This is a genomic window from Candidatus Magnetobacterium casense, assembly GCF_000714715.1.
GTDB classification, from domain to species: Bacteria; Nitrospirota; Thermodesulfovibrionia; order Thermodesulfovibrionales; family Magnetobacteriaceae; genus Magnetobacterium; species Magnetobacterium casense.
Map to the genome: position 1 here is coordinate 101,703 of NZ_JMFO01000001.1, position 14,998 is coordinate 116,700.

Here is a 14,998-nt window from a genome sequence, read left to right on the forward strand (position 1 = left end):
AAACGGTTCTCGTTATAAGCATACTGCATTGATTATAATTAATTCAATCCGCATCTGTCAAGGACGGTTAAAACTTGTCTTTATAGCAGATTTCAGTCGGGATAGCTACTGTAATCGATCTGCATCCCGCAGTCAATACATTGCGTGAAGTCCTCTCCTTCGCATTTAACGTAGATGATAAGCCCGCAGCTACCGCATACGACACGCAGACCGTCTTGGTCCCTTATGACTGCCGACGTTACGTTATTGCCTCTTATTGCAATGACGGAGATTGGATATCTGCGTATATCGAGTGTTTGTCCGCAGTGGGTACATTGGTTGTGATGACTCTCTATGGATATAACGTTATTGGTCAAACAGTTTGAGCATAGCGTGTGGTAGTTATCATCCAGGCCGTATCTCAGGCAGTATTTGTCTATATCCAGCTCCAGGTTATCTCTGTACAACATTACGGGCCTCTTTTTCTTTCATAAACCGTTCTTTTTTTTGAAAGGGGGATGGCTCACCCCCTGGCCCACCCCCGTTGCAGCTAAAGAAGCGGAGCCACCACCCTCATTTCTCTTTAACCTACGTTGACACCGTAGCTGCCTGCCATTGCGGCGTGTCCGCCGGAGAATCCCTCCCCTATGGCCTTGAACTTCCACTCGTCGTTGTGTTTGTAGAGTTCACCAAAGAGCATGGCCGTCTCCGTGCTGTAGTCCTCGGACAGGTCATAGCGGGCAACCTCCTTGTTGTCGTCCTGGTTTACGATACGAATAAATGCGGCACGTACCATGCCAAAATTCTGTTTGCGTTTATCGGCGTCGTAGATCGTCACGCCAAAGACCAGCTTGGAGACATCGGCAGGTATCTTGTCCAGGTCTACTTTTACCATCTCATCATCGCCCTCGCCGGCACCGGTGAGGTTGTCACCCATATGTTCAACTGATCCCTCGGCCGACTTCAGGTTGTTAAAGAAGATAAAATCGGCGTCACTGCGCACCTTACCGTTGGCGCCAAGTAAATAAACACTGGCATCCAGGTCAAAGGCAGACCCGTCAGTTATACGGGCATCCCACCCAAGCCCTACAAACATCTTCTTCAGCCCCGGAGCACTCTTGGTTAATGATACATTACCACCTTTTGTCAGACTAATAGCCATTGTCAAACCTCCTTAGTTTTTTTATTTGAAGTATAAACATTATTCCAAAGCCCTGCCGGCTCAAAGGGCCTGACGCATAACCGGCATCAAGTCCTTGAACGTGCGTCCGCTTGCGTTTTCGCCAATGGCTTGCATCTTCCACTCGCCGCCGTGACGATAGACCTTCGCCATGACCTGTGCCGTGTGAGACCCCTGCGAGCTGAGATTGAACCGTGCCACCTCCTTGCCGTTCTGCTGGTCTATGAGACGGCAGAAGGCGTTTTCCACATCCTTAAAGCTCTGTCCGGTAAAGCTGTTGACTACAAACATCAACGTCTTGACGTTGGCAGGGACGGCGGTGAGATCAACGATTATCTGTTCGTCGTCGCCCTCACCGGCACCCGTGCGATTGTCGCCCGTGTGTGTGATGCTGCCATCCTTGCTCTTAAGCTGCTTGAACCACACCACATCGACCTGTTCACCGGCCTCGTCAAAGAGCACGCAGGAGGCATCCAGGTCGATGGTCTGACTCTTTTGACCAAACCCCAGAAATCCACCCGACTTTTTGACGTCCCAGCCAAGCCCCATTATCACCTTTGTGAGCCTGCCGCCCGCCTCCTTCTCTAACGATATCTTCTGTCCCTTGGAAAGATTGACAGCCATAGTTACATCCTCCTTATAGTAAGTATTTACAGTAAGTCTCTGGAGATATTGATATTGGAGCCACTGCCTCTGCTGCTGCCAGCGGTGGGCAGACTTGAGGCAATCCAGCCCAGGAATCCGCTGCGGTTGCGTGAGCACACGTAGACCTTTCCATTGCCGCTGAAGCGATTGACGACGCCCTCACCGGTGGTCACACTGCCCACAAGGTTGCTCAGGAATCCGCCCTTGGACGTAGAGAGCGATATGTTGTAGTTGAGATTCCTGTCCCAGGCAACGACGTGAAAGTTGTCCACGATGACGTCCGAACCGGCCTTGACGTCCAGCCCAAACATCGTTCCAAACCCTGACACTGCCAACTTGCCCTGACCCGAGGTCTCCATGATAAAGAACCCACCCGTTCCACCAAATAACGCCTGGCCGATCCCCTGAGACTTAACGCTGATCTGTACGGTGTCTGAGGCCGCCACAAAGGCTCCGTCATTTAAGCGGTACTGGTTTACGCCAACATCGAGGATTTCAATATCCCCCGGCAGGGTGGGCGATAACAGTGCCTGTCCCTCTCCGTGGGTAGCCTCCAGAGACTGCTGAAAAAAGGACTCCCCCGACGTAAATTTCCGCGCCAGAGAGCTGAAAAAACCTCCGGCCATCTTGCCCTTAAGCTCCAGCACCGCATCCATTGTGACCATTGCGTTGGACTCGGCATAGATGCGTTCTCCCTTCTTGAGCGTTATCAGCAGAAAGGGGTCTACATTTCCCACTACTTGAAATTCAGGCATAGATACACTCCTTCTTTATTATTTTTAATGCCCCTGAGATAGCAGGCTTTGGTCTTTTGCAAGTGCAGGATAACTACCCTCATCAGGAGGCCCTTAGCTCTTGGGCTGTCAGAGACGGGGCATCCAGCCAGAGCCGCTCCAGTTGATAGTAGTCCCTCATCTGCGGTGTAAAGACGTGTATGATCACATCGTTGTAGTCCATCAATACCCACTGTGCGTGTCTGAGGCCCTCGATGCTTAAGGGTTTAACGCCGGAGTCTCTCAGGCGTCTCTCCACGTTGTCTGCTATAGCCTTTATCTGTGGCGGATTTGTACCGGTGCATATCACGAAGTAGTCGGTGATGGCCGTCAGCGATTGCAGCCTGAGTATTGAAATGTCTTCGGCCTTCTTGTCCTCCAAGGCGTTGACGATGGTCTTTAGTTTGTCTGCTATTGTTATAATATCTTACCTCAGCATAAGTTTTTTCGCTCTGGCATACGACCAAGATTGACCTACGTCATCCGGCCTGTAGAAAATACCTGTTCTATTATATAATGACTGCATGGTTTTATGCAACAGGGAGGGGTAGCGCTCCACGGTGAATTTATTCTGGTTGAGAGAGCAAGGCGACATCAGCTTCTAAAAATACTTCTGGACTTTTTTCGGGTGCATAAATTTTTGGTGGCATCAGGCTGCAACCTTTAGATGTGTGACAATATTGCTCCATCGTCCAGATAGATATAATGCTCTTAGTGATACCATAGGTTGGACGTTTTTCTTGTTCCAATGCATGCCCGATTGTTTCATTCTGCTTTGCACTATAATACGATGGGAACTCTCTATAACTCCACTGCCTATATCAATACCATCTTGCCGATACTTGCCATAATTCATTCTAAAACGATTATTCCGATAATAACGCAAGCAATCTACAATTTCCTTGTGTTTTGGCATTTTTTCAAGAAACAAGATTATCTCGTCAATTTTACCTTCCCATAACCAATCTTTTAATTGTTTGCCTTGCTCTTCTATTTGCTTGTTTTGTTTGTCATCTTTAGGTTTAATGGCATTTATCGCATTGCCTAAATATTCATCTGCATGATAATAATCTAATATCTGTATGGCATAAGGATGATAGATAGAGGCATAATCCCATATCCACGGCGCACCATCCCCCAAAATAACGGGTTTAGCATAATTGTGAAATCCAAATTTGTATGCCTCTAAGGTAGTCCTATTTTTAAAAGCATCCAGAGAATTTTTCCCATCGTTAAATACTGAGAAATATTTCTTCCGATATACTTCGTTATGGTTTTTGTCTACTTCAAATCTATCCTTTTGGGCAAATAGTACTCCATTTCTTACTTCTTTCCAACCTTCTTCCCTTGTTTGTACCATACTGCCATCTAATTCCATATACGCTATATCATTTACTCGTTCACCGTCTTTCCAATCTTTCACATATCCATTGTCATTTATTTCGTTTGCTACTATTTCCATTTCCTCTTTTGATATCTTTTCACCTGTACCCTCCACCAATTCCTGTATGCTTTCATGACTTATCTCTACCTTTAATAGCTTTTTAATGTAAGAACTCGCTTCTTCAAATGGTATACGCTGACCTAACAACACCATCGCTTCTTTAACCTCTAATGTGATTTGTCCCGTATTGCCGATTATCTTATCTAATGGTCTTTCATAACGGTCACACTTGTCACAATAAAACACTCTGACCTGTATATCGTAGTCCACTAAACCCTTTATCTTTCTGTGTTTTTCCCCCTTACTTCTCATCTTGTTGCCACATTCTTTACACTCTGTATGTTCAATATCCATTTGTTGGAATATTTCTTCCGTCACTTTCTTGCGAAGTATCATGAACAATTCTGTAAAATTGCTTTCCACCGCATTTATATCAAAAACATCTCCCAACATTGCTTGTACAGCGCCTTTTAACATATCTCCTAATTCTGAGATTAGTCTATCCCTTGTTTCTTCTCCTATGTTTGTTATATTATTCATATAGCCCTCCAGTGTTTTAGGTTTTTGTTCTAACTATATTCTAAAACATTTGTGAGGGCTAAAAAAACCGCCACTACTTTTTTATGCACCCGCTTGCATTAATTTTAACACTATATTTATAATAATATTTATAAGAGCTGGATGAAGGTAATTGTATGATTTCGTTAAGCTGATATGCTAAACTACAGGTAGAGACCTTAGCTTTTATTTTATGAAAAGCATTAAACACTCAGAAATGGAGCTAAAAGGAGGGAACGAGATGATAACAACATTTGAGGTTAGAGTTTTACATGGCGTTCTGGAGCCAATGGAACCAGTAGATTTACCAGAGGGTAAGAAGTTTAAGGTTATCCCATTAGATGAAATAGAGAGCAGTCAACCGGAAGAAGCCGTTGATTTAAACAGTAACGATATTTGGGAAAACGACCCTTTATTTAGATTAGCTGGGATTATTAAAAACGGAGAATATGATTTATCAGAAAATCACGACAAATATCTCTATGGTTTAGTAAAAAACAATAAGTAATTACAAACAGTATGTTTACAGTCTTTCTTGATACCAGTGCCTTGCCGGCGTTTTTTAACAAAAAAGATAAAAACCATACGGCAGCAATGGAGGTCATGACAGTTATAAAAAAACAAAGAACAAAAATGGTATCAACCAATTTTATTTTTGATGAGGCTCTCACTTTGTGTTTAGCCAGAACTAACCATGAAATAGCTGTAAAAATGGGAGAGTTTGTTTTAAGGTATCCTCTTTAAAAAGCAGGGTAATTTTTATTTCACGGTTAAAAGGCATGGATTCCTGCTTTCGCAGGAATGACAGTTACAGCCGTTTTCCAAGTGTGTCATTCCTGGCTTGACCAGGAATCCAGGATGCGTAAAAGCATAGTTACCATGAAATATAAAGAGGATACGTTTTAAGCAGTAATGTAATAGAGTTTGTGTGGCTTACCGAGGAACTTCAAAAAGAAGCATGGGGGTATTTTAAAAAGTATAGCGATAAAATTTATTCCTTTACCGACTGTACCAGTTTTGTTTTGATGAAAGAAAAAAATATCTTGGAGTATTTTTCGTTTGACGAAGATTTTAGACGGGCAGGGTTTACGGATTTTTACGAAAGATGTAAAGAAAGTTAAACTTATATTAAAGCCCGACTTTACCAGTTACATGGCATACCCCCTTGATAATAAACAAATTACATAAAAATTTGTAGACGTAATTATCTGTACTGATCTATCGTTCTATAGAAATAATTTGCTTGCATTATTTTTAACGCTATGTTTATAATAGTCTGACGAGGCAATTGTATAATGTCGTTATAAGGAGGTGGTGTATTATGTGTTGATGTATTGTGAGCATCGACAGTTGTGTTGCAGTTTCGTGTTATTAAGCAAGATTGGTGACATTGGTACCCCTTGGCATTAGTCGGGGGAATGAGCAATTTCATTGAGACTTAAGGAGGTTACGGAACATGTTTAAGAAAGGTTACAGAGCAGGAAGTATTTTTTTGACACTCCTCGCGTTTGGCATGGTTTTTGCTTACGGGGGGGGGGTAGCAAGAGGCGCTGACCAATACGAATATGCCTGGACAAAAACCCTATTGTCCGGGTGGAGTAATGGCGGCAACGACTGTAGGTTTGATACAGCGACACAAAACCTGATAACGGTAGGTTTTTTCACACAGACTATCAACTTTCATCCGGCAGGGGGCAGCGATAGCCGCTCTTCAAGTTCATTTAGGGACTGGTATGTATGGAAGATGGATAGTGATGCAACATACACCAAAGGTGGATGGTCGAGGACTGGCTATAGCGGCTCGGTCAACGACTGGCTCACTAGTGTAGTATCAGATTCAAGTGGTAACATTTATACATGTGGCGGTGAGGATACCGGTTCATACCCTTCAGCTTGGGGACCAGCGGGTATTATCACTAAATTCAGTCCTGACGGTACCAGAGGTTGGTCTTTGCAATATGGAAGCCTTAACAATTACGCTCCCTGTAACTCTATAGAGCTTTCAAGTGATGGCTATCTATATGCTACTGGTGGATTTCAGGGAACTGTGACATTTGCTGCCGGTATAACCAAGACATCGGTCGGAGCTCATGATGTCTATCTCCTCAAGGCAACGAAAGACGGTACCGTGGTTTGGGTACAGACGTTTGGTGGTGCGTATACCGATTATGGTAACTCCGTTGCAACAGATGCTCAAAACAACATTTACCTGGGTGGATATAGTTATCCCTCAAGTGATGTTACAAATGGTTTTTTGAGAAAGTATGACTCCAGTGGTAACATGTTGTGGAAGACTGATTTCACTGGTGCAGTCACCTCTAAGCCAAACTTTGTTCACCAAGTAAAAGTAAACTCCGAGGGTAACGTTTTAGTTGGGGGATATTTTTCAGGGACTCTAACGATTGGTACGACTACTCTCACTTCTTCAGTAAATAACTCCTTTATATCAAAGATATCACCGTCAGGTCAGGTTACCTGGCTCAAGTCTTTGAGTGGTAGCGGGAGTAACGGGTTAGCTAAGATGATGTTAGATGCCAATAACAACATTTACCTTGGCGGAGCTTTTCAGGGGACGTTTGATCTGGACCCTGGCTCTGGTGTAGTCAGCAAGACGGCAGTTGGATCAAACGATTCATACATGCTTAAGCTGTCTAAAGATGGCGATTACCTATGGAGCCGCACAATTGGTTCAGCTTCAGGTACGGTAGGTCTTAGCGGATTTTGTTTGAATCCTGCAAACAATGACATATACGTCACAGGAGAATTTAGCGGTACCATTAATTTCAACACCGATACAGGCGGTGAACCGGTATCGGACCCTGCCGTTGATTCTTCTATGTTTGTGTCCAAGTATAAAGCTACTTCAACAACCATCCCTTTAACACCAGCTAATTGGAATGAATACAAAGAGTGGGTTTTCGATAGCACTGGCAATATGTCAGTGACATCAGACGGGCTACAATTTAATGGTTATGGCTACCGTGTAGGAGCTGAATTAGCATCAAAGTCTACCTTTAACTTTATAGGCTCTGAGACATATATAAAGTGGAAGGCTCATGGTGCAGGGTATATGGGAGCTGGTATTTTACTATGGAATACATCCCCACCAACTAAAGCTATTTCTATTGGATCTATGACGACACATCACTCTTGGGAAGGTTCTGTTGTTATATCTGATGATACCTGGTATTACACTAGGATTAAGGTTAACAGCGATAACACCTACCAATCAGTAACCGCTACGGGTAACTATGATAACAATGGTGGTACTGTATTTCTGACTGTACCAGGTACTATCACCAACCAGAGTGATTTCCAAAATGGTGCTATCTCTGCACTGTTAGGTGATAATTATGGTGGCACAGCATCATATGTAACCCTTGGAGAGGTTAAGACAACAGCTACATCCGGTGTTACACCCACCCCAACCCCCACCTACACCTACACGGTAACGCCGTCAGCGGGCACGGGCGGGACAATAACCCCGTCAACGCCTCAGACCGTTACCTCCGGCGCGACAACGCAATTCACGGTAACGCCAAACACAGGATACTCCATCGGATCAGTAACCGGATGCGGCGGCTCTCTATCCGGCAACACGTATACAACAGGCGCTATCACCGCTAACTGCACGGTAATGGCAACGTTTTCGATCATCCCACCGACAACTTACACCGTAACAGCAACAGCCAACACGGGCGGCTCAATCTCCTGCACGCCCACAAGCGTATCAAGCGGCGGGTCATCCACATGCACGATAACGCCGAACTCCAACTTCAACCTGTCAGCACTGACGGACAACGGCGCAAGCGTCTTTACCGGTGCATCCCAAACTACCTACACGATAACCAACATCACCGCAAATCACACGGTAGTTGCAACGTTTACACTCATCCCAACGCCACCACCTACACCAACACCAACGCCAACGCCATGCACCTACACAATCTCTCCGACAATCAAGTCATTCCCCGCAGCAGGCGGCAGCGATACCGTTAGCGTGGCCGTAAACAGCAGTTGTTCATGGACGGCAACGAGCAACGTATCATGGATAAAGTTTGCATCGGGGAATTCAGGGGCCGGAATCGGTACAATCGGTTACACCGTTGAGGCATACACGGGTACAACCTCCCGCACCGGTACGATAACGATTGAGGGAAAGACCTTGACAGTGACCCAGTTGCCACCTGATTGTGCCATAACAATCAATCCAACGAGCAAAACCTTCACATCACCATCCGGTGATAGTGGCAGCTTTAGCGTAAGCAGTGGTTGCACATGGACAGCGACAAGCAACAACACCTCATGGCTGACTGTAACTACCTCCGGCACCGGCACGGTCAATTACACCGTTGCGGCAAACACGGCTACAACCCCTCGCACCGGTACGATAACCGTTGCAGGACAAAACGCTACAGCGACCTTTACTGTAACGCAGCCTGGAAGTAGCAACTGCACCTATACAATCACCCCAACTATCAAGGATTTCCTTGCAACAGGCGGTACCGGTGATGTAACGGTAAAGACCTCAACAAGCGCCTGCCAGTGGACTGCAACAAGCGGCGTTGACTGGATCACCGTAACATCAGGCAGCGCGGTAACCGGCGCAGGTGTGGTATCCTATTCCGTTGCGGTAAACACAACCCAAGCCTCCCGCACCGGCACGATAACTATCGCCGGACAGACATTTACTGTGAATCAGGAACCTGCCTGCACCTATACAATTGCCCCTACGAACAAAAAGTTCAATGTATCTGGTGGAAAGGACAGCGTCATTGTCACAGCAGCAGGGAGCGGATGTTCATGGACTGCGGCAAGCAACAACAGTTGGATAACGATAACCTCCGGCAGCTCCGGTAGCGGCAGTGACACGGTGTACTATTTAGTGGCAGCCAATACAAGTACAGAACCGCGACTTGGTACGATGACCATAGCCGGGCAGACATTCACGGTTACGCAGGACAGTGGAGGTGTAACTCTCACCCTCAAGATAACCGGCAACGGCAGCGGCACCGTAGCAGCATCCACCGGAAAACTCAACTGTAGCAGCGATGGCAAGACATGTCTGGCATCGTATGTCATAAACGACGTTGTTATCCTTACCGCGACCCCAGCACAAGGCTCAACTGTAAAGGGCTGGACGGGTTGCGACACAACAACAGTCACAGGAGGCAGCCAATGTACGCTCACGATGTCTAAAGACATGGACGTCAGCGTCGAGTTTTCAGTCCCCATAACGCCGATATACGATTTTGACGGCGACGGCAAGAGCGACGTCATCTGGCGTAGCAGTCAATCCGGCGATGTCTTCATCTGGCTTATGAACAAGTTCAGTCTGACCGGCGGCGATTACGTCGTCAAGGGGATCACGGCGGATTGGGACATCAAGGGAATAGCCGACTTCAACGGCGACGGCAAGAACGACATAGTCTGGCAGCACAAGGACAAGGGCGATGTCTACATGTACATCATGAACGGCACGCAGATATCGGCCCACGATTATGCACTGAAGGGTCTGCCCAAGGAGTGGGAGTTCAAGAAGGCCGGCGACTTCGATGGCGACGGCAAGGCGGACATCCTGTGGCAGAGCACCGAATCTGGCGACGTGGCCGTGTGGTTGATGAACGGCAAGGACATCAAGAGCGGCGGATTTATCGTCAAGGGGATGAGGCCGGAGTGGACGATCAGGGCCGTGGCCGATCTCGATGGCAACAAGAAGGCCGATATCATCTGGCAAAACACCGACGGCGACATAGTTGTCTGGCTGATGGACGGCACGACGATCTCAAAGATGGATTATTCATCACGTGGTATTCCAGGCAGTTGGCAGATAAAGGCGGTCGTTGACTTTGATGGCGATGGCAAGGCCGACCTGCTCTGGCAGGACATCGTATCGGGTGACGTTGCCATGTGGCTGATGGACGGGTTCAAGATAGTTGGCGGCGGTCTTGTGAGTCATGGGATGCCCAACGTCTGGCAGATACTCAGCGTGGCTGACTACGACGGCAACGGCAAGGCCGACATCTTCTGGAAGAACACCGGCAATGGCGACGTGTATGCGTGGTTCATGGACGGCGTGGCTATATCCGACAAGGGTTACGTTGTGATGGGTATGCCCCCGGAATGGCAGGCTAAATAGTGGCAGGCTAAGTAAGTGACTAAGTAAAAAAAGAAGAAACTGCAAAGGGAGGGGTTTACCCCATTACACCAGGGGGTGCTGCCCCTCCCTCAACCCCCAACAAATACCTGACAAGGCGTGAAGCCACTGCACAAGTATCCAAGTTATACGATCAGCGCTCAAATCATCAGGCAAAGCTGTCGTTACTTTGCAAATGCCCGAAGGATGACAATCATAACTGCTATCTGCCCTATCCAGAACAGAAACATCCACTTGGTGATATCTGCTTTAGTCTCTGAGAGTTTTTGCTCTAATTTGGCGACTTCAGTGGTGATACGCTCATTGAGTCTTCCTTCCAGCGCCACCATCTCTGTCCTCAATGCCGCTGACTCGGCCTTCATCTCAGTCCTTAACGCCGTTGAGTCGGTTTTCATCTCAGTCCTTAACGCCGCCATCTCAGTCCTCAATGCCGCTGACTCGGCCTTCATCTCAGTCCTTAACGCCGTTGAGTCGCTTTTCATCTCAGTCCTTAACGCCGTTGAGTCGCTTTTCATCTTACCTTCCAGCGCAACGAATTCAGACTTTAACGAGTTTTCCAGCGCCACGATGTCGGCCTTCAACGCCGTTGAGTCGGTTTTCATCTCAGTCTTTAACGCATTTGAGTCGTTTTTAATCTTGCCTTCGAGGATAATCAGGTCGGCCTTTAATGAGCCTTCCAGCGCCATCAGGTCGGCCTTTGTTGCCATCTCGGTTTTTGCATGTTCGGCCACATCGTCAATTGCATCGATGATGGCAATAGTCCCATCTTCCCCAATTTTGTCCTTGAGCAGGTTATACAGTTCTATCTTTCTATACATAGCATTTATTGTACAATACTTGGTATAAAAAATTCAAGTGCAAAAAATCGGTAGCACCACAAACAACCGTGGTTGCCAAGATTTAAGCCACTTTTATATTTTTCGTAGTATGGCATTATTACTGTGCTTAAGCGATGTGACCACGCCGAACTGGAGTGCTACCGGTAGGGGGGCGGCCAACAAGGGAGCCAGCCAGCTCCTCTTTAAAAAAACAGGAAGGTATGGTGTGAACCACCACTGCGGGTATATTCCAACCATACCTTCCCGGGACTTCCTGATCTAATAATCAACTATACCAATAAGTGTCTCATCCACGGGGGATTAGCACCCGGCGACTGCTTTTCTGATGGTCTTCTTTCCGTCCTTTTCCTGTACGGTAATCTCGGTGCCTTCCGATACGGGGGTCTTGACTTCGCACTCACCAGCGCCGCAGGTCACGGTGACGTCCTTACCAGACTTCTTATCGGCTACCACTACGCTTTCGACTGCATCACCTTTTTTGACAACACTTTTTACCTTACCGGATATCTTGTCTGATGCGATAAGCACGGTTACTGTCACAAAGAGAGAGACTACCAGCATCATTGCTGTTAACTTTTTCATGTATTCACCTCCTTTTAATTTAGAATAAGTTTTATTATCGTCCTAATATGGATTAGCAGATTGTATCATAAGTTTTTTATTCTTGTCAATAGCAAAGTTTGCTGTGACATAGCAACGTTTGTTGTCATTAGTTTAACCCCAGTCAGGGCGCTTCACAGTGCTGTTATTAGTTGGTAGCAAGTTTCTTGCCAGAGGTAAACAGCTCAATATAAGACGACCTTGCCTCTATGACACCGATAAAAGTTCCCCATTTGGGGTGGTTGTCCTCATATGGGGATATTTTTACCCCCGCTTGATTACCTTGACAATGTCATATTCCAATCCTTGCAATTAAAGATGTCTGAACCACGATTTAACGGATTAAGAGATTATCAGGATTTTGCTAAAAAAAGGTCTTATCTCTTTTTCCTCTATACTTTCGCACTTTTTTATAAACCAGCATTTTATGCAATTCTTGAAAATGGATTCCCGTTTTCACGGGAATGACAGTAAATGGCGATTTTGGCTGTTCTATGTCATTCCTGCGTAAGCAGGAATCCAGAAAGTGCGAAACCATAGTTTCCTGTAAATCCTTTAATCTGTGGAATCCTAGTTCAGACAATCCCTATGTTTACTTGTGACATTGTCAAATTAGGCGTACAACGGGTAGTGCCTATTTCGCATTGCCGGTTTTTGGGGTGCTCACATTGCCAAATTTCATAAACAGCTCCATCAGCATCTCCTGGTTTATTTTCAGGATGTCATAGGAGATAAACATGCTCTGCCTGATGCCGTCTATAAGTATGGCGTTAATATTACACGTTTGAGCCGCCATCACATCGCACAACTTGTTAAAGGTCACGATGTTTTCAACAAAAACTGACATACTGCCGGGTGCCGTCTCCTCAATTACGACGTCAGAGCCAGGCACAGTTTTAGCTTTGACAGCAGTCACGTCATCGGCAGTCTGCACCGGCGTCTCATCGACAACTGAGCCATCGACAACGGGCTGCATCGGCAACGACTGCATAGGCACCTCCGGAATCAAAACCGCCTGCAACTCTATGACCCCTGCTGCCACCACAACCGGCGGAGGTATCACCACATTGTCCTGTGCCGGTTTAGCAGGTGTGGGTTTTTTACTTTTTGAGACCTTTTTTGCCGGTTTTTTGGCAGAGGTCTTCTTCTCCGCTGCAGGTGGGGTCAGTTGCTCCTGAGTTGAAATGTACTCCTGTGATTGCCCTTTGGCTTTGTCCTTCTGTCTGCCTTTAACCATGTTTTTATTTCTCCTGTGTCTGTAGGGTTACAGGCAATTATAGCTTAAACGACATACAAATTTGCAAATCGGGTTTTGTCATTAAAAAAAAATCACCGGGTTTGTCCCATCGCCTTTTCCAGATTTGCCTGTGCTATCTTGTAATCGGTTATTGCCTGTACGTAGGCGGTGTTTGCGTTTCCGTAGGAGACGTCGGCATCCGTTACCTCGATGGGATTGCCCACGCCGGCGGCATATCTGCCGTTTGCGATGTCGAGGTTTTCCCTAGCCTGTCTGACCGTCATGGCGGCAGCGGAGATGGCCTCCTGCGCCGACATGAGCTGGAGGTAGTACTGCTGCACCTCCACGATAATGCTCTGCCGCAGGGCAGCTTCGTTGGCCTTGAGGACGTTGAGGTTTGCCTGTGCTTCTTGTATCTGATGCTTGGTCAGGTAGCCACTAAATACTGATATCGACGCCTGAGCACCAATGTTCCAACCGCTGTTAAGAGGAAAGGACTCTCCACCCCACGTGTAGCCGGCACTGCCCGAAATGGTTGGGTAGTAGTCCTTCTTTTTGAGTTCGATGGTCTGTCGGGCGGCCTCTTGCTTGGTTATGATGGTCTTCAGGTCTGCCCTGTTCTTAAACGCCTGCTCGATTATGTCGTCGAGCGTGACTTCATAGGGTTGAAACACATTGAGCCGGGGGTCGCTGACCCCGAGGTTGTCCTCAACCAGATAGTCCCGTGCATATGGCAGTCCCATTGCATTGTTGAGGTTGATCCGTGCCAGTTGCAGGGCGTTTTCTGCCTTTATGCGGTTGAGTCTGGCGTTGCTGAGGTCCACTTCGGCCTTTGTGACGTCAAACTTTGCTTTCTCCCCCACTTCGTAGAAGCCTCTGGCCTGTTTCAGGTGCTGCTGGAACTGTCCAACGGTTTCATTTGCAATATCGAGGTTCTTTATTGCCTGAAGCAGCGTGTAGTAGGCCTGTTTGACGTTGTAGACGACCTGCACGGTGGCACTCTTGAGGTCTGAGTCAGAGGCATCGGTGTTAAGACGCTGGATGTCTGCCTGGGTCTTGATCCGTCCGAAGTCGTAGATGTTTTGCTTTGCCGTGGCGGTGTTTGTGAACTGGTTATACGACCCTGACGGGCCTCCGCCGGAGACGGGTGCGTATCGGCTGTAAGCGGTTGAGACATCCACCTGGGGATAGTTTCCGGCCAATGCCTGGGCTATCTTGCTCTGGTTTGCCATAACGGTGTATGAGGCGGCAATGATGTTTGGCTGATTCTTGATGGCTATGTCGATGCACCTGTCCAAGGACAATGTCTCTCCCGCTGAGATAACCGGTGCCCCACCGCCGTCATTGCGCCGGGGGGAGTCACGGTCGGCAGCGTCCGCTAAAAGGCACACTGGCGGCGTCAACAACATCATGCCCGTTAATATCAATATGTATACGCTTGTAAGTTTCACGTTGTCATCTTCTTAAACATTCACCATATATAATAAACAGGTAAACATTATCGGATTGATTCTACCATATCCGTAAGAATTTTGTGTACATTATGGTTCTTTCTTAAAGTGAATGGGTCCCCCTCCCTTTATGGG

14 protein-coding genes are annotated in these 14,998 nt (G+C 46.8%); 4 read left to right on the forward strand and 10 right to left on the reverse strand.

Going from position 1 to position 14,998, the window contains the following annotated elements; genetic code table 11:
- Nucleotides 1-92: 92 nt before the first annotated feature.
- From Mcas_RS00420 to Mcas_RS15905, 6 genes are all read right to left on the reverse strand, one after another.
- Nucleotides 93-449, reverse strand: coding sequence for a hypothetical protein (locus Mcas_RS00420; protein WP_040333317.1), 357 nt, complete (start codon nucleotides 447-449; stop codon nucleotides 93-95).
- A 113-nt stretch (nucleotides 450-562) separates the two neighbouring features.
- Entirely contained in the window at nucleotides 563-1,141 is a 579-nt protein-coding gene (locus Mcas_RS00425) for a TerD family protein (protein WP_040333318.1), read from the reverse strand.
- A gap of 60 nt (nucleotides 1,142-1,201) precedes the next feature.
- A complete protein-coding gene (locus tag Mcas_RS00430; RefSeq protein WP_040333320.1) occupies nucleotides 1,202-1,783 on the reverse strand; it encodes a TerD family protein in 582 nt (193 codons plus the stop codon).
- A 26-nt stretch (nucleotides 1,784-1,809) separates the two neighbouring features.
- Nucleotides 1,810-2,559, reverse strand: coding sequence for a TIGR00266 family protein (locus tag Mcas_RS00435; protein ID WP_052566626.1), 750 nt, complete (start codon nucleotides 2,557-2,559; stop codon nucleotides 1,810-1,812).
- 82 nt (nucleotides 2,560-2,641) lie between these two features.
- Nucleotides 2,642-3,001 carry a ribosome silencing factor gene (rsfS, locus tag Mcas_RS00440; protein ID WP_081853482.1) on the reverse strand — a complete coding sequence of 120 codons (360 nt, stop codon included), beginning with the start codon at nucleotides 2,999-3,001 and terminating at the stop codon, nucleotides 2,642-2,644.
- Nucleotides 3,002-3,226: 225 nt separating this feature from the next.
- On the reverse strand, nucleotides 3,227-4,561 hold the full coding sequence (locus Mcas_RS15905) for an ISKra4 family transposase (RefSeq protein ID WP_052566627.1): 1,335 nt from the start codon (nucleotides 4,559-4,561) through the stop codon (nucleotides 3,227-3,229).
- 259 nt (nucleotides 4,562-4,820) lie between these two features.
- On the opposite strand from Mcas_RS15905, the gene Mcas_RS00450 reads away from it, so the two are divergent.
- From Mcas_RS00450 to Mcas_RS17250, 4 genes are all read left to right on the forward strand, one after another.
- The gene (locus tag Mcas_RS00450; RefSeq protein WP_040333327.1) at nucleotides 4,821-5,087 is read left to right on the forward strand and encodes an antitoxin family protein; all 267 of its coding nucleotides are present in this window, start codon (nucleotides 4,821-4,823) and stop codon (nucleotides 5,085-5,087) included.
- Between the two features lie 11 nt (nucleotides 5,088-5,098).
- Nucleotides 5,099-5,323, forward strand: a complete 225-nt coding sequence (locus Mcas_RS00455) for a PIN domain-containing protein (protein ID WP_040333329.1) — start codon at nucleotides 5,099-5,101, stop codon at nucleotides 5,321-5,323.
- A 173-nt stretch (nucleotides 5,324-5,496) separates the two neighbouring features.
- Nucleotides 5,497-5,700 (forward strand): type II toxin-antitoxin system VapC family toxin, encoded by a 204-nt coding sequence (locus Mcas_RS19380; protein ID WP_156032977.1) that lies wholly within the window; start codon nucleotides 5,497-5,499, stop codon nucleotides 5,698-5,700.
- Between the two features lie 371 nt (nucleotides 5,701-6,071).
- The gene (locus Mcas_RS17250) at nucleotides 6,072-10,718 is read left to right on the forward strand and encodes an FG-GAP-like repeat-containing protein (protein ID WP_162176212.1); all 4,647 of its coding nucleotides are present in this window, start codon (nucleotides 6,072-6,074) and stop codon (nucleotides 10,716-10,718) included.
- 182 nt (nucleotides 10,719-10,900) lie between these two features.
- Here the strand turns inward: Mcas_RS17250 and Mcas_RS15910 are convergent, their stop codons facing one another.
- The 4 genes from Mcas_RS15910 to Mcas_RS00485 form a co-directional block, all read right to left on the reverse strand.
- Nucleotides 10,901-11,554, reverse strand: a complete 654-nt coding sequence (locus Mcas_RS15910) for a coiled-coil domain-containing protein (RefSeq protein WP_052566629.1) — start codon at nucleotides 11,552-11,554, stop codon at nucleotides 10,901-10,903.
- A gap of 321 nt (nucleotides 11,555-11,875) precedes the next feature.
- Nucleotides 11,876-12,157 (reverse strand): hypothetical protein, encoded by a 282-nt coding sequence (locus Mcas_RS00475; RefSeq protein ID WP_040333335.1) that lies wholly within the window; start codon nucleotides 12,155-12,157, stop codon nucleotides 11,876-11,878.
- Nucleotides 12,158-12,809: 652 nt separating this feature from the next.
- Entirely contained in the window at nucleotides 12,810-13,412 is a 603-nt protein-coding gene (locus Mcas_RS00480; protein WP_040333336.1) for a hypothetical protein, read from the reverse strand.
- A 92-nt stretch (nucleotides 13,413-13,504) separates the two neighbouring features.
- Nucleotides 13,505-14,863, reverse strand: a complete 1,359-nt coding sequence (locus Mcas_RS00485; RefSeq protein WP_052566630.1) for a TolC family protein — start codon at nucleotides 14,861-14,863, stop codon at nucleotides 13,505-13,507.
- Between the last annotated feature and the right edge of the window lie 135 nt (nucleotides 14,864-14,998).